The 26,096-nt window shown below is 44.4% G+C and carries 27 protein-coding genes; 11 read left to right on the top strand and 16 right to left on the bottom strand.

All coding sequences use genetic code 11. From position 1 onward, the window contains the following. The first annotated feature begins 10 nt into the window (after positions 1–10). The 3 genes from ABS362_RS10920 (at position 11) to ABS362_RS10910 (ending at position 2,340) form a co-directional block, all read left to right on the top strand. Entirely contained in the window at positions 11–1,153 is a 1,143-nt protein-coding gene (locus ABS362_RS10920; protein WP_350412594.1) for a cysteine desulfurase family protein, read from the top strand. A gap of 86 nt (positions 1,154–1,239) precedes the next feature. Then, positions 1,240–1,821: an LOG family protein gene (locus ABS362_RS10915; protein WP_350412514.1), complete on the top strand. Its 582-nt coding sequence runs from the start codon at positions 1,240–1,242 to the stop codon at positions 1,819–1,821. Between the two features lie 72 nt (positions 1,822–1,893). Then, complete coding sequence (locus tag ABS362_RS10910; protein ID WP_350412512.1) at positions 1,894–2,340, top strand: hypothetical protein; 447 nt, start codon at positions 1,894–1,896, stop codon at positions 2,338–2,340. Positions 2,341–2,410: 70 nt separating this feature from the next. Here ABS362_RS10910 and hemH read toward each other — a convergent pair whose 3' ends face one another. After that, complete coding sequence (gene hemH / locus ABS362_RS10905; RefSeq protein ID WP_350412511.1) at positions 2,411–3,439, bottom strand: ferrochelatase; 1,029 nt, start codon at positions 3,437–3,439, stop codon at positions 2,411–2,413. A gap of 305 nt (positions 3,440–3,744) precedes the next feature. Between hemH and ABS362_RS10900 the strand changes: the two genes are divergently transcribed. Continuing rightward, positions 3,745–4,758, top strand: a complete 1,014-nt coding sequence (locus ABS362_RS10900) for a dipeptidase (protein ID WP_350412510.1) — start codon at positions 3,745–3,747, stop codon at positions 4,756–4,758. 225 nt (positions 4,759–4,983) lie between these two features. Beyond that, the gene (locus ABS362_RS10895; protein ID WP_350412509.1) at positions 4,984–5,643 is read left to right on the top strand and encodes a hypothetical protein; all 660 of its coding nucleotides are present in this window, start codon (positions 4,984–4,986) and stop codon (positions 5,641–5,643) included. Between the two features lie 14 nt (positions 5,644–5,657). On the opposite strand, the gene ABS362_RS10890 is transcribed toward ABS362_RS10895, so the two are convergent. From ABS362_RS10890 to ABS362_RS10875, 4 genes are all read right to left on the bottom strand, one after another. Further along, on the bottom strand, positions 5,658–6,224 hold the full coding sequence (locus tag ABS362_RS10890; RefSeq protein ID WP_350412508.1) for a DUF4142 domain-containing protein: 567 nt from the start codon (positions 6,222–6,224) through the stop codon (positions 5,658–5,660). Positions 6,225–6,330: 106 nt separating this feature from the next. Next, positions 6,331–8,664 carry a M20/M25/M40 family metallo-hydrolase gene (locus tag ABS362_RS10885; protein ID WP_350412507.1) on the bottom strand — a complete coding sequence of 778 codons (2,334 nt, stop codon included), beginning with the start codon at positions 8,662–8,664 and terminating at the stop codon, positions 6,331–6,333. Positions 8,665–8,776: 112 nt separating this feature from the next. Continuing rightward, positions 8,777–9,568 (bottom strand): TerC family protein, encoded by a 792-nt coding sequence (locus tag ABS362_RS10880; RefSeq protein WP_350412506.1) that lies wholly within the window; start codon positions 9,566–9,568, stop codon positions 8,777–8,779. Positions 9,569–9,665: 97 nt separating this feature from the next. Then, the gene (locus ABS362_RS10875) at positions 9,666–10,163 is read right to left on the bottom strand and encodes a YajQ family cyclic di-GMP-binding protein (protein ID WP_350412505.1); all 498 of its coding nucleotides are present in this window, start codon (positions 10,161–10,163) and stop codon (positions 9,666–9,668) included. A gap of 156 nt (positions 10,164–10,319) precedes the next feature. Between ABS362_RS10875 and ABS362_RS10870 the strand changes: the two genes are divergently transcribed. Then, entirely contained in the window at positions 10,320–10,751 is a 432-nt protein-coding gene (locus ABS362_RS10870) for a GNAT family N-acetyltransferase (RefSeq protein ID WP_350412504.1), read from the top strand. A gap of 21 nt (positions 10,752–10,772) precedes the next feature. Here ABS362_RS10870 and ABS362_RS10865 read toward each other — a convergent pair whose 3' ends face one another. The 9 genes from ABS362_RS10865 to ABS362_RS10825 all read right to left on the bottom strand — a co-directional run bounded on the left by ABS362_RS10865 (position 10,773) and on the right by ABS362_RS10825 (position 19,333). Next, a complete protein-coding gene (locus ABS362_RS10865; RefSeq protein ID WP_350412503.1) occupies positions 10,773–11,957 on the bottom strand; it encodes a hypothetical protein in 1,185 nt (394 codons plus the stop codon). A gap of 84 nt (positions 11,958–12,041) precedes the next feature. Continuing rightward, a complete protein-coding gene (locus tag ABS362_RS10860; protein WP_350412501.1) occupies positions 12,042–13,409 on the bottom strand; it encodes a serine hydrolase in 1,368 nt (455 codons plus the stop codon). Between the two features lie 117 nt (positions 13,410–13,526). After that, entirely contained in the window at positions 13,527–14,012 is a 486-nt protein-coding gene (locus ABS362_RS10855) for a hypothetical protein (RefSeq protein WP_350412500.1), read from the bottom strand. After that, entirely contained in the window at positions 13,987–14,544 is a 558-nt protein-coding gene (locus ABS362_RS10850) for a GDYXXLXY domain-containing protein (protein ID WP_350412499.1), read from the bottom strand. Before ABS362_RS10850 ends, ABS362_RS10855 begins: the two co-directional genes overlap by 26 nt. After that, positions 14,534–15,610 carry a DUF4401 domain-containing protein gene (locus tag ABS362_RS10845; protein ID WP_350412498.1) on the bottom strand — a complete coding sequence of 359 codons (1,077 nt, stop codon included), beginning with the start codon at positions 15,608–15,610 and terminating at the stop codon, positions 14,534–14,536. Before ABS362_RS10845 ends, ABS362_RS10850 begins: the two co-directional genes overlap by 11 nt. Continuing rightward, positions 15,594–16,562 (bottom strand): DUF2157 domain-containing protein, encoded by a 969-nt coding sequence (locus ABS362_RS10840; protein WP_350412497.1) that lies wholly within the window; start codon positions 16,560–16,562, stop codon positions 15,594–15,596. Before ABS362_RS10840 ends, ABS362_RS10845 begins: the two co-directional genes overlap by 17 nt. A gap of 83 nt (positions 16,563–16,645) precedes the next feature. After that, the gene (locus tag ABS362_RS10835; RefSeq protein WP_350412496.1) at positions 16,646–17,272 is read right to left on the bottom strand and encodes a HEAT repeat domain-containing protein; all 627 of its coding nucleotides are present in this window, start codon (positions 17,270–17,272) and stop codon (positions 16,646–16,648) included. A 1-nt stretch (position 17,273) separates the two neighbouring features. Continuing rightward, positions 17,274–18,665: a hypothetical protein gene (locus tag ABS362_RS10830; RefSeq protein WP_350412495.1), complete on the bottom strand. Its 1,392-nt coding sequence runs from the start codon at positions 18,663–18,665 to the stop codon at positions 17,274–17,276. Positions 18,666–18,805: 140 nt separating this feature from the next. Then, complete coding sequence (locus tag ABS362_RS10825) at positions 18,806–19,333, bottom strand: DUF2911 domain-containing protein (protein ID WP_350412494.1); 528 nt, start codon at positions 19,331–19,333, stop codon at positions 18,806–18,808. Positions 19,334–19,550: 217 nt separating this feature from the next. On the opposite strand from ABS362_RS10825, the gene ABS362_RS10820 reads away from it, so the two are divergent. From ABS362_RS10820 to ABS362_RS10805, 4 genes are all read left to right on the top strand, one after another. Beyond that, positions 19,551–19,997: a PepSY-like domain-containing protein gene (locus ABS362_RS10820; RefSeq protein WP_350412493.1), complete on the top strand. Its 447-nt coding sequence runs from the start codon at positions 19,551–19,553 to the stop codon at positions 19,995–19,997. Positions 19,998–20,209: 212 nt separating this feature from the next. Further along, positions 20,210–20,848, top strand: coding sequence for a hypothetical protein (locus ABS362_RS10815; RefSeq protein WP_350412492.1), 639 nt, complete (start codon positions 20,210–20,212; stop codon positions 20,846–20,848). Between the two features lie 98 nt (positions 20,849–20,946). Next, a complete protein-coding gene (locus ABS362_RS10810) occupies positions 20,947–22,011 on the top strand; it encodes a coiled-coil domain-containing protein (RefSeq protein ID WP_350412491.1) in 1,065 nt (354 codons plus the stop codon). An 81-nt stretch (positions 22,012–22,092) separates the two neighbouring features. Further along, entirely contained in the window at positions 22,093–23,880 is a 1,788-nt protein-coding gene (locus ABS362_RS10805; RefSeq protein WP_350412490.1) for a DUF6044 family protein, read from the top strand. A gap of 79 nt (positions 23,881–23,959) precedes the next feature. Here the strand turns inward: ABS362_RS10805 and ABS362_RS10800 are convergent, their stop codons facing one another. Further along, positions 23,960–24,415, bottom strand: a complete 456-nt coding sequence (locus ABS362_RS10800; RefSeq protein WP_350412489.1) for a YybH family protein — start codon at positions 24,413–24,415, stop codon at positions 23,960–23,962. 202 nt (positions 24,416–24,617) lie between these two features. On the opposite strand from ABS362_RS10800, the gene ABS362_RS10795 reads away from it, so the two are divergent. Then, positions 24,618–25,163, top strand: a complete 546-nt coding sequence (locus ABS362_RS10795) for an REP-associated tyrosine transposase (protein WP_350412488.1) — start codon at positions 24,618–24,620, stop codon at positions 25,161–25,163. A 325-nt stretch (positions 25,164–25,488) separates the two neighbouring features. Here ABS362_RS10795 and ABS362_RS10790 read toward each other — a convergent pair whose 3' ends face one another. Then, on the bottom strand, positions 25,489–25,980 hold the full coding sequence (locus tag ABS362_RS10790; protein ID WP_350412487.1) for a hypothetical protein: 492 nt from the start codon (positions 25,978–25,980) through the stop codon (positions 25,489–25,491). Positions 25,981–26,096 lie beyond the last annotated feature (116 nt).

The following is a 26,096-nucleotide window of genomic DNA, read 5'->3' as shown; positions in this document are numbered from 1 at the left end:
CCTTACCAACATGCGTGTATATTTAGATAATGCTGCCACCACTCCTTTAGACAAGGAAGTTTTTGATGCCATGGCCCCTTTTATGCTGGAGCACTATGGCAACCCGTCGTCTATCCATTCACATGGGCGCGAGGTAAGGTCAGCTATCGAAAAGGCACGCAAAACAGTTGCAGGCTTACTGAACACCTCTCCTGCCGAGATCTTTTTTACATCTGGTGGAACCGAGGCAGATAACTCTGCTATAGTTTGCACTTGCCGCACCTTAGGTATAAAGCACGCTATCAGTACCAAACTGGAGCACCACGCCGTGTTGCATACTATGGAGATGCTGGAAAAGCAGGATGGCGTACAGGTTAGTTACCTGAAGCATGACGATCGCGGTATCCTGGACCTGGAACACCTGGAAGAACTACTGGCAAATCAACCGCAAACTATAGTTTCTATCATGCATGCCAATAATGAAATTGGCAACCTGAACAACATCGAAGCTATAGGGGGGATCTGCAAAAAGTATAACGCTATTTTCCATTCGGATACGGTGCAGACCATGGGCCACTACAAGCACGACCTGCAAACGCTGGGCGCTAATTTTATAGTTGGTTCGGCACACAAATTTCATGGGCCTAAAGGGGTTGGTTTCCTGTACTGCGATGCGAACTATAAAATTCAGCCGTTGATACAGGGAGGGTCGCAGGAGCGTAACATGCGCGGCGGTACCGAAAACGTGTATGGCATTATTGGCCTGGCAAAAGCACTGGAGATTGCTTACCGCGACATGGAAGACCACACCCGCCACATTCAGGGACTGAAAGACAGAATGATCTATAAACTGCGCGAGCAGATGGATGATGTAAGCTTTAACGGCCTTTCGGAGTTTGGTGATAAGAGCTTGTATACCGTGCTGAATGTAAGCTTACCTGCGTCTGACATGAACGAGATGTTGCTGTTCAGCCTGGATATTGCCAAGATCTCTGCCTCGGGTGGTAGCGCCTGCAGCAGTGGTGCCAATGCCGGTTCACATGTGTTGCGCGCCCTTAACGTTGACCCTGCACGTGGGTCTGTTCGTTTCTCTTTCAGCAAGTACAACACCGAAGCCGAGATTGACTACGCAGCAGAGACCTTAGCCAAAATGTATGCTAAAGTAACAGCCTAATAGCTGCAACTATAAACTATAAAACGGGGCTCCGTCAGAAATGACGGAGCTTTGCTTTTGCCAGAACTTAATTCAGATAAAAGATAATGAAGAGTATAGGTATTTTCTGTGGGGCTAATACAGGTCAGGATCCGATATACAGTGAGGCGTCGGTGGCGCTGGGAAAACTAATGGCCGAACAAACTATAGCCCTGGTGTATGGTGGCGGCAATGTTGGTTTGATGGGTGTGATAGCCGATGCGGTGCTGGAGTACGGAGGAAAAGCAATTGGTGTAATTCCACAAAGCCTGGTTGACCGTGAAGTAGCGCACAAAGGCCTGCACGAACTACACGTGGTACAAACTATGCACGAGCGCAAAGCCATTATGGCCGCCCGCTCCGATGCATTCGTTGCCATGCCCGGCGGGTTCGGCACTTTTGATGAGATCTGCGAGATCATTACCTGGAATCAGTTGGGTATTATTAAGAAGCCGGTAGCCTTTTATAACATCAATGGTTACTATGATAAATTCTTTGAGATGATCAGCCATACTATAACTGAAGGATTTGTAAAAAAAGATCAGCTGGAGAATCTTATAATAGAAGATAATCCTGTTATATTGCTGCAAAAAATACGCGAATTTTCTGACGCTACTTCAGATTACTGGATCGACTTTAAAAGAATCTAATCACCCCGAGAAAAATTGAATCCCTCTGTTTGCCAGAAAGCGGTTGTAAAGTATAAACTGCTTTTGTTTGTCATGTTGTTACTCCCCCTTTCTGAAATAAAAGCACAGGATGTTTTTTCTGTAGGCCCGACCTTTCATTTTAATTTTGGCGACAAAAAGCCTAAAGTAAGTTGGGGCGTTGAAGCCGCTTTATGGTGGTATGAGGACAACAATGTTCCGGTAAGTGCCAACTTTGGCTTTGACAGGCGAAAAGGAAGCACCATACTCTATACCCAGGCACAAACCGGTGTTGCAATTGCCGGGCTTTCCGCAGGACCATATGTAGAGTTCAGAAAAGAAGAACCAACTATAGTTGGCCTGCAAACCGACTACTGGGTAAACTATTACCTGGGCCTGAACTATAGAGTGAGGTATAACAAAGAAGGAACGAAGAAAGCTTTTGGCCTATACATTAAAGCACCTATCGTTACGGACCCTGAAGAAAACAGTGACGGTGACGACGATTGGGACTGGGACTAACCAGCAACTATAAAAAAGGGCCGGTAACAACGCATGTTACCGGCCCTTTTTTTATAGCTCAGTGCTGATCTTAATTTTCCAGTACCAGTGTTTTTACTGCTTCTACCCAGGTGTCGTTTGAGTTAAGGCTTTCTACGAGCTGCCATTTTTCGCCGCCGGCGTGCTCAAACATCTCCTTAAATTCTTCACCTACCTCTATAGTTGTTTCCAGGCAGTCGGCTACAAAGGCAGGGCTAAACGCCAGCACTTTTTTGATACCTTTTGCAGGAAGCGTTTTCAGGACTTCGTCGGTGTATGGTTGCAGCCACGGGTCTTTTAACAGGCGGCTCTGGAACGTAACCGTGTACTGGTCTTCGGTTATACCAAGCTGCTCTGCCAGCAACCTGGATGTTGCAAAGCAGGCGGCGCGGTAGCAGTACTTGTTGCGTTTGTTATAGCTGTTACAGCACGACCCCAGTTTACAATAGCCTTTGTCGCTGCCTTTTAAAACCTGTCTTTCCGGCAAACCATGATAACTAAAGATCACATGATCATAGGTATCCTGGGCCATATGCTTCTTGCCTAGTTCTGCAAAAGCATTTATAAAACCCGGATCATCGCAGAAAGAAGAGATAAAGTTTATACTCGGAATTACCCACCATTCTTTCACGATCTCCATCACCTTATCCTGCACCGACCCTGTAGATGCCGCGGCATATTGCGGAAACAATGGCAGCACTATGATTCTGTCTACACTTTTATCGCGCAGCTCTTCTAAAGCACTTTGTATGCTCGGGCTCTGGTAACGCATACCAAAAGCAACATGGTAATTATCGCCAAGTGCAACCTGTAATTTCTCCTTCAGGTCTATACCATGATATAGCAACGGCGAGCCGCGTTCTGTCCAGAGTTCTTTGTAAACTTTTGCTGATTTTGGAGCCCGGAAAGGAGCAATTATACCATTTATCAGGAAAAAGCGCCCAACCGGGTTTATGTCTATCACGCGTCTGTCCATCAGGAACTCGCGCAGGTACTTTCTTACGTCAGGGGTTTCTGCTGTGTCCGGAGTGCCGAGATTCACCAGCAGAACGCCTATTTTACCTATATTTTTTTTGCTCATGTAAAGTATAGATGCTTATAAGCTTCAAAGATACAAACTATAACGCTATCAGTTTTATGAGAAATATCACTGTTCCCAAACTGCATGTACTGCTTATTAAAAATTAAGTACGGAAAATGTTTATACTTACAGCAACTATAAAATCAGAATAATAAAGTCTGCTATAGTTAAGCTTTGTATGATGCAGTTATAGTTCAGATATAGTTTGAAATGCGCCTAAAAGGACATTATCAACTATAACCTGGTTTCATTCTGAACATAAACGCACTTGCTTGCCGTATTACCACCCAAACAACTTATACCCTATGAACACCGAAACACCAGCCCGGCTCCCGATCATCGACATGCATTGCGACCTGTTAGTATACCTCACCGATGTGCCGGGAGCGATGCAGGATAATGTGGAAGAAATAGGATGCGCCTTGCCCTCGCTGGCCCAAGGAAACCTGAAACTACAGGTAATGGCTATTTACTGTGCAACGCATGCGGGCAGCACCGATTATGCAAAAAAACAGAGCGAAGCATTTAAGCTGTTAGCCGAAGCCGACAATAATCTAACACCCGTTACCGGCCCCGACGAACTACAGCTGGCTCTGCAGGCAAATACAACCGGCATGATTGCAGCCATCGAAAATGCATCGGGGTTTTGTGAGGAGGGCGAGCCGCTGGAAGATGGTTTTAAAAAGCTGGAAAAGATGATAGAGGATGTAGACCGCGTACTCTATATCGGCATGACCCATAGTTTGGCGAACCGTTTTGGCGGCGGCAACTATACTACGCAGGGCATTACCCGCGACGGAAAAATGCTGCTCGACTATATGCACGGTCGCCACATTGCCATTGACATGTCGCACACCAGCGATGCACTGGCCTACGATATACTCGAGCACATTGACAAAGAAAAACTAGATATCCCGGTTATTGCCAGCCACTCTAACTTCAGGGAGGTGTGGGACCATGCTCGCAATTTACCGCGCGAACTGGTGCAGGAAATTGTACATCGCAACGGGTTGATAGGCATAAACTTTTTAAGGTCTTTCCTGAACACGGATGAGCCCGAGGCCATATTTGAGCACATTAAATACGGTTTTGCAAACGGTGCCGAGAACGCCATTTGTTTTGGGGCAGATTACTTTTATACCGCCGACGAAAAGTATGCCGATCAGCAGCCCTTTTATTTCCCTGACCTGGTGCACGCCGGCGTAAGCTATAGTTACATCCTGAAAAAGCTACATAACCAGTTAAACGAAGCGCAACTACACAAGCTGTCCTACGGAAATGCACAGCAGTTTCTGGAGCGGATCTGGGCTAAACCTTAACATGGCATAAACTATACTTTCACAAAAAATCAGGACTATAACTAGAATCACAACAAATTATATATCAACAGCTTACAATCCATCGTTAAAAATAAATACTGCAGTTTACCAAACTTTCTATATAGAAGGGTTGCCATATCTCCGGAAATGCCGTATACGCTCCCAAAGCCCTCTCATTTATAGTTATGCTATATAATTGAATTTCGTACATTAAGCCGAACCAACATGGATACTCCGGAATATTCGCCTTACTACGTTCAGATAAATGAACTCTACATCGATACAGTAGTAATCGACGATACGGAGTTTATAACCCTGTGGTGCTTCACCATGTTGGATGATGAGTACAAATTCATTTACCTGGGCTGCGACTTTACGCAGTTTAACCAGATACTGCTGGCTGCCGGCGAAAAAGGAAAAGAGATATCGCTGCACCTGGCCAACATCCTCAACAAACCTTACGACGTACCTACCCTTATACCAATAAAAGAACAGTTTGACGAGTACCTGGAACTGCTCGGCTTTGATATTATAGTGTATGAGCCCCTGGCTGTTGAAGATGAATTAGATATTGATTTTGAGGACGACGATGACACGCCGATAGAAGAAATGTTTGGCGCCCGCCAGAATAAAACGTCGCAGAAATACCTGATCTACCAGCTCGACAAACTATACCCGTCTAAAGTGTTTGAGCCCGAAAAACTGGCAAAAGACAAACTGACCGAATGCTTTGAAGACGACTCGTTGGAGCTTGCCCAACTATACTATGATTACCTGAACGCGATAGAGAACGGCTACGAAGAAGCCGAAGCACGCCAGGTAGCAGGCCTGGAGCGCGACCTTTTCTTCAGGATGGCCCGCAAAGCGTCGGAGCTCTGGAGCTAGCATCCTAACTATAGTTATTCCTCTTCTTTTACCGTATCTGCTTCGGCGTAAAACTGTAGCTGGTTGCGCAAACGCGTTCGCATGGTGTTCAGCCACTGGCGCAGTGCCGGGTCTTCGGTTTCGCTTAATGTTTCCTGGTAGCGGCTTAGCTGGGCTTTGTGGGTAAGCATCAGGTATTCCTGGTAGCGGCTTTCAAACTCCTCTCCTTCCAGCAATTTAAACTCTTCCACCATCTCTTTATCCGAACCGGTCAGGCTATCCGGCAACTGAATGTGCTCGTATTTACCGGCAATGTTGCGCAGGTTCTTCAGCGCTTTTGAGTGAATGACCAGCGCACTGTCGGCAAAAGTCAGCACCATCGAATCCTGAGACTTTTGGGTGGCCAGTTTACCTAATTCGGTTTGCAGCATACTGGTGCTGGCAGCATAATCCCAGAACATGGGGCTTGGCTCGTGCTTGTCCAGCATGTAAGTAACTTCGGTGGTACCGCTGTGGGTGGTTCTTCGATTATCGCAGGCCGTAAAAAACAGAACTATAAGACTTAGGGTAAAGGGTATAAGCTTCGGTTTAAACATGGTCATGTTGCGGGTTTAATTCTTATAGTACGTTGCCGGCAGCGTAAGTTTAACTATAGTTCTAATTCCACAGAAAAGTACAGCTATACCTTTACAACCTTAAAATAAGTTGTCAGAAACTATAACTTTTCCTAACCACGGTCAGGTTACTGTCGCGGCCCTGCTCCGGCACAACATGGTCTGGCTGTTGCTTGCGAACAAGTTGCTCAGGTAAACCGATGTGCTGGTCGTAAAGCAGCACGTTAAGTTTACTGGTTTTGCTCAGCTTCACATCCAGCATCATTTCTTTAGTTACTGGCAGGCCATGGACGCGCACCAGGTAAAACATTGCTGTATCAGTTTTAATCGGCTGCAAAGTTAGCGCTTCGCCATTAAGGTTTGCTTCTATTGTATCATCCGGGCTCTGAGGTTGCAGAATGATCTCCATATGTGCAGCGCCTGCCGGGGAGCTTAGTTTTAGCTGCAGGAAACGTTCTCTGCCTATAGGCACCTCCTGCACTAGTTCAGCTACCGGAGCCTGCAGGTTTATAGTTTCAGCTTCGTTCTTCAGGTATTCGCGGGCAGCTATTGGGTACATTTCGGAAAGGGGGGCAGTTACTGGGTTTTGGAAGAATTGCTGATTCCAGTCGTCTGTTCTCGTAAAGGCAGATGCCCAGGTGGCTTTACCTGTATCCGCATTCAGGTAATAGCTAACATGGCTGTGCAGTGGGCGTTCGGCAGTTGGTTTTTCGCCAGCAACGGCCTGCGTAATATGTACCGCACCAGCCAGTAAAAGTAAAAGTGGCAGCAAAGGCATAAACCTCCAGCTAAAACTGCGCTCTAAAACTACCAGCAATGGCACACCCAGCCCGAGCAACAAGAGCAGCACAGCAACCATAACAACCGGCATCTGTAAGGCAAAAACCACAAACAAGAGCTTAACTATCGGGAAGACTATAGAAATAGCAGGCAACAGGGCCAGCAACATAACGATAACATATACCCAGCAGATCTCCTCCCGCTGGTGCAGGTCCTTCAGCAATACTACTAACGAACCTGCCAGGCAGAACAGCAACGGAAACAGGAAAAGGTATAAGACGGACGGAACTATAACCATCACCGCCAGCAGCAGCGCGAACCAAACAAAGTAAATACCCAGCAGCAGCGAGAACAATCGTACCCACTTTAAGGCCAGCCAGGTCAGCATCATAAATAAGCCCATTGCCAGCAGCAGGTAAGCCACAAAAAAACTGTCGCTGCCATACACGCCATTATGCCCATGGAAGTAAGGCAACAAACCGGTTACAAAGGCATTCAACGGCATAAACAACCCGGCAACTATAGCTATCATTAACAGATAGAGAATAAAGCTGCCAAGTACCTGTAACACTGTAAATGCTTTTTTCTTCAGCCCAACTATAAAAACTATAGTTAGGAGTACTGAAGTAAGTATCACCCAAACTATAGATTGCCACGCCGGGTAATGTACCAGCCAGGTTCCGATGGGGTTAAAAAATACTTTGTCTGCTGCTTTGGTGTTTTCTAACGATATATTCCCGAAGTGGCGGGCCAGTGCCAGCATATTGCTGCCGTGGTGCTGCAGGCTATTCAGGTCCAGGTTTTCAGGGGAGTCTGTGAGCTTATGGTAATGCACAAAGCCATCTACAAAAGCGGAGTTCACGCCTGCGTAGCCTTCTTTCCGGAACACGGTAAAATCGGTATCGTTGGGCATGTTGCGGTACACTTCGTAGGCCAGCGAATTGGCAATGGGGTAAGGGGCTGCTTCGGCAAACTGTTCTATCACCCAACCGTTTTCAGAATTCATCTCGAAGGTCATGCTGGGGCCGCTGTTGCCACGCGCTTCCACGTTAACTATAACCCCGACCCCTTTTGCCCACGGGTGCTTTAAAAAACCCTTTGCACCATATAAGCCATACTCTTCCCCATCCGTCATCAAAAAGATCACATCGTTCTGCAACGGTTTGCCCTGTTTAATTGCTCTGGCAGTTTCCAGCATAGCAGCAATTCCTGCGCCATCGTCGGCAGCGCCCAGGGTGTTTGGCTGCGAGTCGTAATGCGCCATCAGCAACACTGCTTTGCCTTTTCCTTTCCCTTTCAGCCTGCCAACTATATTATACACATACCCCGCCTGCGTTGCATTGCCTCCGTCGTTTACAACTATAGTTTCCTGAACTTCGGGCGCTAAACCTAGTTGCTGCATCTGGCTCACCAGATAATTGCGCACATCGGCATGGGCGGCAGTACCCATAGCATGCGGCTTTTTTGCTATTTGCTGCACATGTGCCATGGCCCGCTCTGCCGAAAAATCTGTTGCAGGCGCATTGGCTGGCAGTGCTTCAGGAGCGCGTACCAGGTAAATACTGAGCAACGCGAAACCGGTTAGCGCTAACAGCAGAAAAGTAGCAATGGCATAATTACGATGGCGCATAATATAGTGTCTCAGCAAAGTATATAACTACCCGAATATAACGATAATTCAGGAACAGAGGCTGTTAGAGTAAATAAAAAAGGCTTCCAGCAGATAGTACCGGAAGCCTTTTTTGTGATTGCTGTAAGTGCTAGTCTATTATAGAGTATTCTTCTTTGTCTATGATCTCGTTCTGGCGCAGATGTACAGGTTCTGTTTTCTTGCGGAGCTTCTGGTTCAGTATCTCTACCATCAGCGAGAAGAACATGGCAAAGTAAATGTAGCCTTTCGGAATTTCCACGTGGAAGGCCTCGGCCACCAGCATTACCCCGATCAGCAACAGGAACGACAGCGCCAGCATTTTCACAGTTGGGCGCTTGTTCACAAAATCGCTCACGGCTTTCGCAAATATCAGCATAATCACCATCGAAATAACAACTGCAATGATCATAATGAGTACATTGTTTACAAGACCGACAGCTGTTAAAATAGAGTCGAAAGAGAATACAATATCTATCAGAATGATCTGTATCAACACTTTACCCAGTGTAGCGGTTGGCTTCGAAACCTCATGCGATTCTTCTTCACCTTCCAGTTTGTTATGTATCTCGGTTGTACTTTTAGCCAGCAAAAACAAACCACCGGCAAACAATATCAGATCGCGGATAGATACAGCCAACTCGTTATCAGTGAATGGTAAGTCCCAGGTAAATAATGGCTCCTTAGCCTGCACAATGTAACTTATGAACAGTAACAGTATTACCCTGAATACAAGCGCCAGTGTAAGACCAATGGTGCGGCCTTTTGCCTGTTGCTCTTTCGGTAACCGGGCAACTATAATGGAGATAAATACAATGTTATCTATACCCAGCACTACCTCCATAAAGGTTAGTGTAAGCAAACTTATCCAGGTATCCGGGTTCGCAAATATTTCAAAATCCATAAGGTCGTATTGTTAGTTTTTAATGGTTTGATGGTTAAATTGCTGAAACTGATTTAACGCAGGTCAACAATTTAACAATTAACAATCAGCAATTTAATTAGCTTTTCATGTTCACGAACTGCAGAGGCATCCCGATCTCTTCGGAGTTGCCACGCAGCACAGCTATTATCTGCTGCAGGTCGTCTATTTTTTTGCCTGTTACCCGTATGGTTTCATCCATTATCGCCGCCGATACTTTTACTTTGCTGTCTTTTATCAGCTTCATTATTTTTTTAGACGACTCCTTGTCGATACCGGCTTTTACTTTGATATCTTTTTTGATCATGGCACCGCTCTGATAAGCTTCTTTCGAGAAATCAAGTGCGGTCGCATCCAGTCCCTGCTTCACCATCTTGCTCATCAGTACATCCTCGGTATGCTGCACGCGCATGTCGTTCTCCATCACAATCTTCACCTCGCTGGCCTTTTTATCATATTCCAGGCTGCCTTTCGTGTCCCTGAAATCGTATCGGTTCATGATCTCTTTGCGGGCCACGTTTACGGCGTTATCCATAACCTGCGGGTCCACTTTACTTACAATATCAAAAGATGCCATAGTTCTTCTTGTGGTTTATACTTTAAAAGTTGATTTACCTGAAATAAACCAACAAAGTTATTCTTAATTGCTGAATTGTTAAATTGTTATATTGCTAAAATCTGATATTTACTTCTGTGTTGCAGTTTTGTCCCTGCATACGTTAACTTCAGAACCATGAACATTTTAGAGCCATCTACACCAGAGCAATTCGAAAAGTATTACCGTTTGCGTTACCAGACCCTGCGCCAGCCATGGGGCCAGCCGGAAGGCAGCGAGCGGGCCGATGATGACGAAACCGCCATACATGCTATGCTGGTAAACGATACCGGAGAAGCCGTAGGTGTGTGCCGCATGCACCTGCAAACGCCACAGGAAGCGCAACTAAGGTTCATGGGCATCCATGAGAATTACCAGGGCAAGGGCCTGGGCAAGCTGCTGCTGGATTACCTGGAAGAAAAAGCAAGAAGTATGGGAGCCACAACCATGGTACTGCAGGCCCGCGAAAAAGCAGTAAGTTTTTACGAACGAAACGGATACCACATAACAGCGAAAACACACCTGCTGTTTGGCTCTATACAACACTATAAAATGGAAAAGCAACTATAACTTATAGTTCGGCAGACAGGCTCAGGGATTACTGTACTCTAAGATTTCTGGTGGGGCAAGTGCAGGATTATAGGCATTGATACCATTATGTGCCCAGCGGTTGGCATTATATAACGTTCGCACCAACGGGTAACTAAACCAGAGCAGCAACAGCAGGTATATAAGGTTGCGGTTTATAGTTGTTTGCACAGCCCAGTTACTCACCACGTAAAAAAGCAGCATTGTTAGCGGGGCATAAACTACAGAGAGGTAGCGTTCGTTGTCATCTACTAACAGGTCTCCTTTAAACAGCATAAGCCCGGCATAGGCTGTAGCGCTTACTATAAATAAGATAACCAGGTGCTTTAACTCAGAACTATAACTTTGCTTAACTGCTATAACTGCAACCGCTCCATAAATTATAAAAGCAAGCACAGCAAGCACATTTGGGAATGGTAGCCCGGGCGGCACCAGCCATACTTTCAACACATCAGCATACACCAGGAAATTCCGCATTAGGTCCAGATCTTTTAGCAGGTTGTATGCTTCAGTATCGCTTCCGTGAACCAGTACGCCAACGTGCCAGCCCAGTAAGGCAAGCGGGGGTAAAATCACGTTCAGTAAAACAGGTATGAGCTGGCGCTTGGTAAATCTTTTATAGTGCAGCAGCAGGTATAAACTACAAACTATAGCAAACACAACCCCGATATGGCGCAGCCCGACCAGCAGCAACCCCAGCAGCGGCAGCAAGTATAGCTGTTTTGTAATCGCAGGTTTAGCCAACGCCTGGTAACTCAGCAGGTAGTAGAGGCTAAGTATAAAAATAAAGAACGGCTCCGACCACAGGAAACTATGCACCAGCATAAAAGGTGTAGCCGTGGCAAGAAGAGCCTTTATGAACCGCCTGAAAAATGTGGTGCCGACAAGCAGGTTTACAAACTTAAAATTCGCCCACAACGAGCCACCCAGGAAAAGGAGATTTGAAATCCTGATCAGCCAGAGATCATTTTGCAGCAGAGCATACAGCCCGGATAGCACAGGTGGCTTTGCCTGAAAAGCAGGTACAGCCAGAATATCTGAAAAGCCGTTTTGAAGCAAGTAAGAACCACCCAGCAGGTATAAATATGAATCGAAGGTTATACCGATGCCATCCCTTAGGCAGGCAGCCAGAATCAATACTCCGATCAAGGTAAAGAGAATATCTTCTGTGCGGGTGCGTAAAGGCATAAAGGTTAGCTAGTGCGCAAGTATACAGCAAACTACCGGATATGGCAAAAGTCTTACACTCCCGTTTCTATACCTGAGATACCTCTATTCAATTTTTTTACCGGTTGTTTCCCTGCCGCCCTGGTGCAGCACAAGCGAAGTTACTTTGCCGTTCTCCTTCTTAAATTCCAGTTCGGCATCTACAACTTTCATAAAGAACCTTGTCTCAGATTCCGGGTAAATCGCGATTGATGGCTGGCCGGTTGCCTGTGCCTTTAGCTGCCCGCCTTCATGTAGTATGGTAATGTTAAAGTTCGGTGCCAGTTGGTAAACGCCTGTATACTGTTTCAGTACATCATCCGGTAGCTTAGCAGCCTTACGGAGCTTAGGTAATTCCGGTACAAACCCTAAGGCATAAGCAGCAACAGGATCTGCGTCGTAAACAGAGTTGGTCAATATCACGACTGCTTTATTTTGGTTAGGTATAAACCCGGTAAAAGACCTGAAGCCACCTGTGCCACCATTATGCCAGTACAGCGTATCTCCGTCTTTCACCTGCACCTGCCACCCCAGCGATAATCCCCCCTGCAGCCCTTTATCGTTGCTCATTATCTTTTGCACCTGCAGCACCTGCTTCATGTTTGGGTAAAGCTTGGTTTTGTTTGCTCCCATGTGCGCCAGCGTGAATTGCATCAGGTCTTTTGCACTCATATCCAGCATACCGGCCGGCGCTATGGCCTTTGCACTCCAGTCTTTCACAGGCTCGCTTTCTAAGTAGCCCTGGGCTCTGGTATAATTCGGATTTACTCCTTCAAATACTGCGCTTTTCAGCTGCAAAGGTTTTAAGATCCGCTCGCGCACCAGCTCCTGATAAGTTTTGCCGGTAGCATTCTCGAGCACCTGCCCCAGCAGAGCTACTCCGGTGTTGGAGTAATTTATCTTCTCGCCCGGTGTAGTTTGTAAAGGCACTTGCTGCAGATAAGCATAAAGATTTTTAACCGTATAGTCGGCATAAGGATCGAAATTGTCTTTAGGCTGGAGATTGCCCGGGACTTTTGGTAAGCCTGCAGTATGAGATGCCAGGTGCCGGAGTGTTACTTTTTTCCCATCTTTTTCCAATTCCTTAAGCGAATCCGGCAAGTATTTATTTACTGGATCACCCCAGTTGATCTTTCCTTCTTTTACCAGCATTTGTGCCAGTAAAGTGGTAAAGGTTTTAGTGATGGATCCTATCTCAAAAACTGTGTTCTCGGTTATAGTTGACTTTTTGTTTTTATCAGCTACACCATAAGTATAAAACTGTGTTTTCCCGTTCTCATAAACACCCAGTATTATACCCGGTACCAACTCTTCCTGCACCATTTCCTGCAGGTATAGCTTTACTGAATCCTGGCGGGTGCTTGTTTTTTTCTGGGCCTGCGCAAATGGTGCAGCCATCAGTAGCAGTATGAGAAACAGGTATATCTTTTTCATAGGTCTTTATGCTATAGTTTAATTGTCTTACCTCACACAGGTTCTTTATGTTTATCTTATGCTTTACAGGTGCTGTTTAGCCCTACCTGTTACGCCACTACTCCAGGCATAGCACTACTAATAATATTTGATATCTGTCTGATCACGCAGTTCAATACCCAGGTCGTCTGATATTTTTTCCATCTTATGCATCGCCTTCTCTTTGCTGTATTTCTTTACCAGATGCAGCTTTTTAGTACCGGCCAGCTTTACGTAACCATCATACTTCTCACCACGATGTTCCATACTGGAAGCTCTCGACTCAGCCCTTTGGTTGTAGCTGTTTTTATTAAGGTAAAGGAAGTCTGTGCCCGGCAGTGGCAGCTGCTTCCCGAATGTAAGGCCGCAAATCCGCACGCCCTCTTTGTAGGTCCTGTTTAAAAGGTCGAACTCAACTCTATGAAAAGAGAACTGCATTAAAACTCCTACAGGTAAAGCCAGAAAAGCAGCTATAGAACCACCAAGAACAGCAACAAGCGCCCATATACTAATAATCCACCCAAACACTCTCGGAGTAGTCTCAAAGTAGTGGCAGGCATTATAACTGTGTATTGATTTCTCCATCTGTGTCGTTCCTGAAATTTCTAGTCCGTTTTGGCTTCAGCAACTTCCTGTTCTTATCATACAAACCTACCAGCACACTGTTACCCTCATCATCCACGCGTAAGCCACCATACTCTGCATTTTCAAACGTCTTGGCTTGCCCTTCTTCAAAAAAGTAAGACTCTGCACCAAGATTCAGTGCCCAATCACCTTTGTTGTATTTCAGCAGCAATTCGTCATCATGCAGTGGTTCTTTGTCGGGTTGGTATCTTACCAGTTGCGCTACCTGCTGTGCATCTAACTTTACAATAGCATAGCCACGGCTCTCGAGCTTGTCAAAGTTGCGTTGCTGTTGCTGGGGCTGACTGATGGCATAACTCAGGCGCATGTAATCGCCCTGCATAAGTGAGCGTGGGTCAACCGGGGCCAGTTTAAGCAATACCAGTTCACCGGATTCTAATATGTCTTCTTTCTGCACCACCGACCAGTTAAAAAGTGCCAGCACCAGCACTAGGTTTACCAGCACAACTACCCATTTTAGCTTATTTTGCATGTGTTCTGATATAACGGTTCAGCAAATATAATCCACCTAAAAACAAGCAGCCGGTAAGTACCAGTATACCCGATTTGGCCAACAGCGTAATCTCTAAATTATAGTAGTATAAAATAATGAAGTACCCCAGTGCCATCAACCCAATTATAAAACTAAGCCGGTGCCCGATGTAAAAACCGGACAGCACGATAAACAGTGAGCCCGCAATGCTGGGTGTGCTTATAGTTGGCGCCAGCATTACCAGGCAGCAAACATAAACTATAGCCTGCGTTCTGCTGTCTATAACACCCGTATCCTGCATTACATGGCGCAATACAAAAAGTATGGAAATCACAAAAAGTATAGTCGAAATCCAGGTATGCTGTATTTGTTCGGTTGCAAAATCCTGGTGCGACAGCAGGATTAGCACGCCAACCAGCGAGAAAACCATACCGATGCGCACCGGACTATAAAGCTTGTTCAGTTTCGGGCTGGCTGAGATTAGTCTTGATTCGTGCAGGCTCATATAAGCTAATAAAGCTATTGCCAACCCAACATATAAATGCAGCAACCCAGGCAGTTCAAAGATGTAAGGCAGGCTCATTAAACTGCCATTCAGCACCAACACCGACAAGAACACCAGCACCCGGCCATCCGACACCAGTATAAAAGCAGTTGCTATAGTAGCCAGCGTTAAGGCCAGCGTTACATCGTTACTCAGCTCACTCACCCCGATCCCGAAAAGCAGGTAACCAATTATATTCAGTGATACACTCACAGAATCCAGGAGCAGGTCGTTGCGCAGGCGGCTTATTACTTCGGAGCCAACTATAAACAACACGCCAAACACCAGCATGGCTACATTGGAATTGTAAAGCCCCGTTGTCATCAGAAAACCCATAAAAAAGAAAGTCGCCAGGAAACCGCCGAAAATGGTGAGCAGCTTTATAGGCAGGTTGGTGTAGAGCGATGAACTGAGACGCTCCTCGGTTTCGATCGCAGCAGCATCAAAAGTAAAGCTTACGCCTTCTTCCTGCGCTATAGCTTGCAGCACCTGCTGCAGATTGTCGTTACTGAACTGTGCCATGCCACTTACGGTTTATCTGGATGATGTTATGAATAAGCAACGCGATGCTTCCGATCACAAACACGCTGGCCAGCAAAAATATACCAACCGGATCAGGACCAGCCAACCGAATGATACCTGCCGCCGCCACTATAATTACACTGAACGGAATAACCGAGAGGTAAAACAGGTCTCTGGTGCGTAGCCCGTGCCATATGCCTGCCGAGAAAGCAATTGCCGCCAATACAAAAGCCAACCCATAATCTCCCCTGAAATCATCATACATCCCCACGATCATGCTTATAGTTAACGCCGAAATGGCAGCCAGCGCCACCACTCTCGGAAACCATTTGTGCCTGTCCGAAATAGCGTTGCGCCACAGTAATACTTCCCAAATTATAACAACCAAGGCATTTATCCCGAAAAGTATATTCACGACATAACTGAACGGCATGTTGGTGGCTACCTGGTTGGTGTAGAGTATAAAAGTGGTGTTGATGAGCGCCATAAAAAGGAGCCATAGTGGCTGAAACCGTGAAATCAGTACCCAAATTGCTACGCTTAGTGTCCAGCCCAGGAAGAAGTCGTAGGCATTGGCGCCCGTCTGGTAGATCTGCCCGAAAACAGCAAACATCACCCCGCTCAGCATGACACTGGCTGTAAGCAGTACATTTTTCACCACTTTGCTAAAATTACCGAACACAGCTACCAGTGTAACAATGATCAGCAGGCTTTCCAGCATACCCAGCTTCACGAACTTGTGCATATCAGCCCAGTTGTAGGCAAAAAAGAACACCACACCGGCAACTATAAAACTCCCGCCCAGGCCTAGCAAAAACAACTGCAGAAACTTTATCCAATCCTGTGTGCCGGCATATACTTTTTCTTTCCGGAGCCAGGCAGCTATACTTTGCCCGCTCCAGTTGCTGTGCCGGGCAATGCTGTGGATCAGTTCGCGGTTTATTTTTTCCATAGTTTTGGTAAGTTGTTTAGGTTAAGGAATTTACAAAAATTGCAGCTGTTAAACAATGGATTTCTATGACTATAAATCTCTGGCTATTTCTGTAACTTTTGCAGAAGTCTAGTAAGTCGTTTGCGCTTGGTATCCTGTGTTATGTCGGGCAACCTTTCTGTCAGGATGCGAACCATTTCCGGTTTATAGTTGGATGTAACTATAGTTGCAGTATTTTCGGCGTAAGTGGGTAGCTGGTTTACAGGCGCGTCTTTTAATTGGTCGAGCAGCAGAACTATACAATCGTCGGTGTAAGCGGGCGTGACTGCAAGTATTACCAGTATCTTATTTGCGTGATCTTTGGTGATAACCGAGCCTTTAGCGGCGGCATCCAGTATCGCGTTCAGGTTTTTGTATAGTATAGTTGGTGCGGCTGGGGCAACAGCGCTAAGTGCAGCCATCGCGCCCCACACCATACGGTTATTTTTCGATCGCAGTAGCTTTACCAGTTCCGGAATATAAGGCACTACCAGTTCTGGTTTCAGTTTGCCAGTCTCATTTAGCACCTTTATGACGTCGCTTTGTATGTTTTTGTCTTTGTGATGCAGTAAACCAACCAGTTCCTTTATAGCTGATTCGTCGTTGGCTTCAGATATAGTTTGCGCCAGTTGCTTGTTCGGCTCTTCATCGCGGCGGTTCAGGCTGGTGGCCAGTTTGTCTATCAGCGCCATCTTACTTTCTGAACTCAACTAATACCTGCTGTGCCTCTATCATTTTAGATTGCAAGACTAAGCCGTATTTTCCCTTTAACTCTTCCTTTAATTCCTCAAAACCCTTTTTAGAGAACGTAAAGTTATACCTGCCTGCATCCGTAGTTTTATCGGCCATCGCTACGCTGTACTCGTTTTGCAGCGTTGAAATCAGCTGCTCTATAGTTACGTTATGCATCTCAATCCCCTTCTTATCTATAGTTACTTCTGATGTTATGCCGCCTCTATCAGATGCGCTGGCTGCTAAAGCGGTATTGTTCTCCACTTCCACGTCCCACATTTCCTTTTCAACATTCGCTTTGGTTATATCAAACTTATAGAGCTTCTGTAATTCAGAAAGTATAGTTTTGTTGGTTTTGGCAAGATCTGCTGTTTCGCTTTTATAGTATAGATTAACTGCTGGTGTAAAATTGCTGCCGGTGTTATTTACTATCGATACATCTTCTGCCTGAATCAAGTGCACGATCACTTCATTAAGTTTTGTATTTACAAATGCCGCTGTATCAACTGAAATCATTCTTTTAGAATCTAAAGTTCTATCGTAATAGAAATGCTCTTCCACCGTCAAACTATAAGTATCGTTATTAACATTCAGTTTTTCTTCCAACTGATTTATAAATAATAATCCAGGGATCATAAAGACAGCGTTATGCGCAGCATGCAAGAAGAAGCCCCAGGCAAAACCATACTTTACGCGCATATACCCCATCGATAAACCGCCCCAGATCTGCGACCCTATCAGTACAGGAATTAACAACACAGCTAAAGAAGTAAAGTCGAAGTCTGAATAGTTAAAGATGTGCACCAGCCCGAAAGTTATAGCTACACCATAAAACAGCATGCCATATACGCGTGGCCAGATACGCTCCAGGAACTCGCCAATAGCGTAGGCCTTGATCAGGTATAGAACCATCAGCACACTTGATAGAAATATTATAGTTAGTGCCCACATCAAAGGCATCATCTTAAAGGCATAAACACCTATTGCCAGCAATACTACCAATAACAGGAAGGTAAAATAGCCTCTCCTGAACCTTAGCCCGAACCTAAAAATGATTTCTTCCAGCAACGGAATAAGAACGATACCTAACAGTATAATTTCCCAAACAGGCTTGTTCCTGAGCATTCCTTCCATCGCATGCCCATCAATTTTGTACAAACCTAATTCCTGTATGAGCCAGATCAGACCTGAAAAAACTATAGCAATAAGGGCCTTTATGATTATCATGTTCAATAACTCCCTTAATTTACCTTTGGTTGGCATATCAGTTTCTGGGCTGTCGGTTGGTTTTCTCAGGAAGCTGAGCAGGTCGGAAGCGGTTTGCTTCAGGTTTGCAGTAAATGTTTTAAGCATGTTTTCAGGGTTAAGTATAAACTATAAATGATTTCAGCAATCAATATAGTAAAACCCATATACAAACTGGCTTTCAGGCAATAAAAAAAGCGGCAGCTGCCTGGTAGCAACTGCCGCTTTAGGTAAGCTTATGCGTTGAGTTATTTTTTAGCTGTGGTAATTTTAACCGGCACAGCCAGGTTTTCCCAGCTTAATAATAAGCCATCGCTTGTCACGTCATATTTCAGGCGCTCATTCATAGCTTTAGCTTTGGTTGGAGATACAGTTACGCGCAGGGCATCCTGCTTTTCGTCGTATTGCGTACCCCACTGCTTGGCAGTTTTGTTAAATATCACGGTCCACTTATCTTCAGCCGGAATGGTGTAGAAACTATACGTACCTGCTGCCAACGGCTTACCTTCCACCATCACAGCCTTATCAAAAGTAACAGTAGTTGCCTCGTTTGCACCAGAGCGCCAAACTTTTCCGTAAGGCACCAAATCTCCCCAAATGGTACGGCCTTTTACCGACGGACTGCTATAGTTTACAGTTACAGTAGCATCGCCAATTTTACCTGTTGCTGTCGCTGCTGGGCTGGCCTTTTGCTTTTGTTCCTGGGCCATAACAGCAGTTGAAAATACAAATGCCAGTAACAGGGCTAGCAAGCTAAAAATACGCGTGTTCTTCATAGTGCTCTTACTTAAAGTTAAAGTTAAATTTAACAAAGTTATTTTATAATAAATTCTGTCTACGAGACTAACGCAGAAGAGGTAATCTAAAGTATAACTGCAGCTAACTATAGTTGGTAACAGGTGTCTGTACTTTTTTCACCTGTTCAGATTTCCTTCAGAATTGGCTGGTAAGTTTACAGCATTGATTCATTATTTAACTTAAAACTAACTGATTATGAAGACGCTATTATTTGGATTTGTATTTGCAGGCGTTACCGGCTTGGCAGTAAACGCACAGGACGTAAATCCTAAGGACGTGCCAACTGCAGTTACAAATGCCATATCTCAGAAATACACGAATGCCACTAAAATTGACTGGGAGATGAATGAATCGAACTACGAAGCAGAATTTAAGATTAATCGCACAGAGCATACGGTATTAGTAGACCCAACCGGAAGAATACTGATGACCAAACGCGACGTGGATAAAAAGGAGCTACCGCAGGCTATTAACGCATCTATAACCCAGAACTACAAGGGCCTGAAGCTGGATGATGTAGAAATACTGGAAAAAGGTGGCACCACCTATTACCAGGTAGAACTGAATGACAAAGCCAGCGGCAAACAGCTTGTATTTACTACCGATGGCAGTGCCGCATCCAACATCACTTACTGGGACTAACCGTTAGCTTTCGCATAGTAAAAAGCGCCTGTAGCTATAGTTACAGGTGCTTTTTTATGCTAAGATCTTCGTGCTGATCGACTATATTGTACTATTTGCCACCAGCAGATAGGGGACCGTAATGTAGATTTGCCCCCGATAGCACAGGCACTCGCCTTCGTAACCTTCAGGTAAGCAGCACTGTATGCAGGCATAATGGATAAACCGTACCTATGAAACAAATGCTAATGAAACTATACATTTTAGGATTTACTTGTTTGGTGGCTCTGGCCTCATGCGGCTCCGATTCAGCGGATGGTAACTATAATCGCGCTGTTGACGATAAACTGATAGAAGACCAGGTAGACAGCGATACCAAAAACGCCATAGATAGTGTCGCACAGGCCACCGCTGAAGGTAACATTCTGCATCCGCTCCCGGATACCTTAACAACGCTGCTACAAAAAAGGCAACAGCCCACTAAAGTTGCAACCCTTACAGATCAGACAATGGCAAACAAGCGCCTGCAGGTCGACAATCCGCTTTATGTACGGGGCAACCTTAACGGCAACAAAACGCCCGATTACGCGGTTCAGGTATTGCAAAACGACTCCATTCACATTATTGCGTTCCTGGATTATACCCAAAATGCCCGCGAAGTAAAGGTAGCTGCCTACCCTGCCCAGAAGCTGAACAACCAGTATTATAGTCCCTACCAGTTAAAGCTTGCTCCTCAGGATTCACTTGTGCGCAACCCTCGTTTACAAAAAAGCATGAACCTGAAAACAGATGGAATCTCTGTGCTGAAAGACAACCGGACCACTATGTATTTATTGCAGAATGGGCGTTTTATACCGTTTGATGCGCAGTAATAAACTATAGCTGACTAACACTACACTAAAATCAATTTTTAGAAACGGATAGGCACGAAACAAGTACCTTTGTTCTGACTATCCGTTACACTTTTTGTATGCCCGCTTCCGAAAAACCTGTTCCTAATCTCACACCCCAGATCTCCACATCAGCAGAGCGGAGACTAAGTAAGCTGCAGCAGGAGTTTAACCAGAAAACCGAACAGATAGAGTTGCTTAAAAAGGAAATAAGCACCCGCCGCGAAAGCATAAATCTGGCCCAGAAGCGCATCGAAAAAGAATTACGTCCCATAATAGAGTTGCAACTGGAAAAACGTGTTGAGTTAGCTAATCTATTAGATCAGGCATTCTCACTTCCCATTTTCAGTATCCGGGAGAAGCTAAAAATATCCGCTCTTATCGAGAACATCACCTTCGACCTGATCTCTAACTATGAGCGCCGGGATATGATAGAACTGCACGACCGCTATGCCGAATATACCTACGCCGAACGCACTACCTTTACTGCAGAAGAAGACTTGGATGAAACTATAGTTGACGATGAGCCAATTATAGAAGACGACTTTGATGACCTGGATGATTTTGAGCGCATACAAGCCCAGCTGGACCGGGAACGCGAGCAACGCGAACAGGAAAAGCAGAACCGCCAGAAAAGTCGCAAAACCAAAGCACAATTAGCTAAAGAAGCCCAGGCAAAAACAGAACTCAGCAACATCAGCAAAGCCAGTCGCCGCGTGTACACCGAGCTAGCCAAACAACTTCACCCCGACAAAGAACGCGACGAAACTAAACGAGCCTGGAAAGAGGAAGCCATGAAACGCGTCACCCAGGCCTATCACTACGACGACTTTTTTGAGCTGCTTCGCCTGCAAATGGAGTTTATGCAGGAACAAGGCCAGCCACTGGACTCGCTGCAGGATGAGCAGCTACAATACTATGTAAAGATTCTGACCGACCAGCTGGATGAGTTAAAGGCAGAGTTTCAGGCACTGGCAACCGGTCACGATGCCGGCTTCTACACCCGCTTCTGTGGCAGCCCCAAACAAATGGATCAGAAATTTAAATCCGCCAAAGAAGACCTGACCAGAGAGTTGGACCAGCTAAAACAAAACGTCCGCACCCTGCAGGATGATCCGCAGATGATCAAGGTTATTTTGAAGTAGAGTTATATACTTCGAGCGCTTGGTAAACTATAAAGCACTTAAGAAAAATAAGTACATTTGTTATGTAAGATTATTTTTGAAATGGCTTTAAAAACAGTACCAGCAGATAAGATCAATAACACCAATATTTACAATTCCAAAGAGCCAATAAGCTTTCTTTTTTGGATAGGCCTTGCATTTATTGTATTACTCTTTTCGCTGCCCAGAATAATACTAGGCGAAGACTCTTACATAACCATACATGATAACCTGGACTCCGAACTAGTCTGGAAAATGATCATGACCGAGGGCGGGCAACTGATTGGCGACAATGCAGTTACCCAGCGGGTTATGAACGGTTTTCCGTCCAAACTATACCCAAGCCAGCTGAACATTTCCGTTTGGTTTTTCCTGTTCTTGAGTCCCTTTCAGGCATATGTGGTTAATGAAATAGTAGTTCATGCTGTAGCTTTTATAGGCATGTTCCTGCTACTTAAAAAGTACGTATTACCTGCAAAGAACTATAGTTGGATAGTTTTGGGAGTATCGGTAACATTTGCTGCATTGCCTTTTTACTCTGTGTACGGCCTATCCATAACAGGACAACCACTGCTGCTTTACGCTTTTCTAACACTTTTAAACAAAGGCCATAACTGGAAGAGCTATGCTATAATCGTTTTGTATGCTTTCTACTCGAGCCTACCTTTAACAGGCTTTTTTATACTTGTTGCACTTGCAGGTTGGCTCATAGTGTATTACTACCAAAACCGCGTAGTTAATCTCCCATTACTTTTAGGTACTATAGTATTAGGTCTTTGTTATGTAATTACGGAGCACAATCTCCTATACATGATGTTACTGGATACTAGTTATGTTTCACATAGAACTGATTACACCCCTGAAAACATCGTTTCACATGATATTATAGAGTTGGTACAGCAGACAGCAGATAGCTTCGTGTTTGGGAATTATCATGCCGCCACAGTGCATCGCCCGGTACTTATTACAGCCATAATTGCTTTATTTATTGCCTGGAGAAGGAAGGATTATAGATCTTATGGTAATATCATAACGCTTTTAATTATTGCCCTGCTTTTATCGTTATCCTACACCATTTATAAAAGCTTTATACTGGTAGAGTTAAAAAACACTATTAGTATTGTTAAAACATTCGACTTCTCCAGGTTCTTCTGGTTCAGACCACTAGTGTGGTTCATAACTTTTGCATTGTCACTGGTAGTTATCTCACGAGACACCAAATGGGGGAAAATATTGGCTGGCTTTTGTGTGCTGCTTCAGTTAGCTTTTTGTCTCAAAAGCACCACGCAAACTACAAATGAGTTTAATGAAAACCGTCATTTGCTCATGGCAAAGTATTTAGGCACACCAAGGCCTCCGCAAAACCTGTCTGTAACTTACAAAGAGTTTTACTCTGAGGAGCTATTTGCACAGATCAAAGAATACATAAACAGACCGCAGGCGTCCTATCGTGTACTGAGTATTGGTTTTCACCCAAGTATCGCTCAGTTTAATGGCTTCTATACCCTGGATGGTTATCAGAACAACTATCCGCTGGAATATAAAAGACAGTTCAGAAAGATAATCTCCGAAGAACTTGCAAAAAACAAAAAATGGTATAACTACTTTGAAGGTTGGGGAAGTAGGTTTTATATTCTTCCTGCAGAACTGGAAAACTACTATGATAATGTAAAAACCAAAGAAGCCAGAATCAGGCAATTAGACATTAACACATCTGCTGCAAAAAGCATGGGAGCTGAGTATATATTCTCATCCATTAAAATTGAGAATGCCACTGAAAATGAAATGCACCTTGAGAAAGTGTTTGAGCGCGAAGATTCACCCTGGAGGATTTATTTGTATTCTATTTAAGTTGAGTAGCTATTTCTATAGACAAAATACCATACACTCGCAAGAGCTAAGCACAATGCGAGTGTATGATAGAAAAAATTTAATTCGAATGGTCGTGCAGTATTTTCCAGCCTTTATCCTCAGAATGCTCAAACACCAACGTATAGCGGCCACTTTGCTTCGAAGAATCCTGTGCAGTTAGAATATAACGGCCTGTAACCAGTGCATGGCTATCACCTAACGGGCGCATTTCCAGGCTATCGAAGCTTAGGGTTGAGGTTGGTGTGCCGGTTTCGGTAAAAGCAGCTTTGTAGTGCTCTTTCATCTCATTTACTCCTATCGGGCCTTTTGGCAGCATAAAAGTAGCCGCGCTGTCATAAACAGTTACAAACTTGTCCAGGTCACCTTTGTTCCAGTCGGCTGTAATGGCATTCAGGGTCGGGATAACCTGCGTAAAGTCTGCCTTTTCTTTTGTAGCAGTTTCAGGAGTGTTACAAGCGGTAAATAAAAGGGAAGCAGCAAGTATAGCGCCGCTTATAGCGTTCAATAATTTCATTTTGTGCAGTAGTTAGAAGTATGGATTTCGTATGGCAAATATGCAGATTTTAAAATATTTATCACAGGCGAAGTATAAATAGGCTGGGTTTATACTTGCCTGCATTCACCGTGCCACTCCGCCGCCGCTCTTTCGGATTTGCAATCCGAAAGTTTTCTACTGCAAGGATTTATAATCCGATTTCAATCACGTATTCAGTTGAATGGGACTGAAAAACAAAGTACATGCAGGATATTTATACTTCCTGACACTAACTGTTGTAGATTGGGTTGACGTATTTACCCGCCCGACATACCGCCATATCCTTATAGATTCGCTGAAATATTGCCAGCAACACAAAGGACTGGAGTTGTATGCTTGGTGCCTGATGAGCAACCACCTGCATCTGATAGCCGGTGCAGAAGACGGATATAACCTTTCGGATATACTTCGCGATTTTAAGAAGTTTTCCAGCAAAGCCGTAATTAAGGCTATACAGGAAGAAAGCGAAAGCCGCAAAGACTGGTTGCTAAACCGTTTTTCTTTCGCAGCGGGTAACGATATAAAAACCAAAAACTTCAAGTTCTGGCAGGACGGCAATGAAGCCAAAGAATTACACACAAACAGTTTTATAGAACAGAAGCTGCAGTACATTCATCAAAACCCTGTAGTAGCAGAAATTGTAGCCGAACCTGAGCATTATCTGTATAGCTCCGCTCTGAACTACGCCGGAGAACCCGGGTTATTGGATGTTATTTTGCTGGAGTAAGGTCAAACTGCAATCCATTTTGCTTTTTCGGATTTGCAATCCGAAAACGAATATTATCAGGATTTGTAATCCGCTTTTACACTTTTGATGTTGGCAGTCTGCTTTAGTAAAGCGGTGTTGAGGTCGGATTACAAATCCTCGCAGTAAGTGCTTTCGGATTGCAAATCCGAAAGAGCGGGAGAGATTAATTGACTTGCTCTTCAGAGATTTCGAAATCAATGATTTTATTATCTACTATCAATTTATTGATTTTTTCCACCTGATATGATTCAAGCCCAATTAGTGTTTGTACCTCAAGATTAGAAAATCCCATCTTTCTCAAATTCTAAATTTTCGCAGAAATAACCTCTTGCTCCTTAAGCTCATTTTCTATCTTTTGATTCTTATTTGGCAAATAGTGAATTATCAAATCTCTTATTATTTCAAAAACCTTTCCTAATCCTATAAGATCTATATTACCTCTAGAACCAAACTTTATTTTATTTACTTGTAAAGTGACAAGATTGCCACCACCAATACTCATTAAAGCATCCTCTAAACTATAATCTGCTGAATTATTAAGAATTCTAAATGCTGATTTTTTAAGGCTTTCGCGATGATATTGAACCTCTGGTAAACTATTCAAACTTTGTGACCAATTTAATTCATCCCCTTTTGAATTATATGAATAAATGGCACGCTCTAGAAGAAAATGGTAGTCATATAAGCAAGTTATAGCTTCAAATAATTTCAAAAACTCATTTGAGCTCCAATCATTATCAATGTGAATAATGAGTTTAGACTTATTAATAGAAACAATTTGAGACTTCAACGCCATTGTAAATACGTGCTAATGGTTAGAGTTTTTTATAAAAGATTAAATATATACATTCTGAAAAGAACATATACTTTATTCAACATCAATAAATCCGCCCAACCTTCTCCCCCAACTCC

Source organism: Pontibacter populi (assembly GCF_040278685.1).
Taxonomy (GTDB): domain Bacteria; phylum Bacteroidota; class Bacteroidia; order Cytophagales; family Hymenobacteraceae; genus Pontibacter; species Pontibacter populi.
This window is presented reverse-complemented; position numbering and strand designations above follow the sequence as displayed.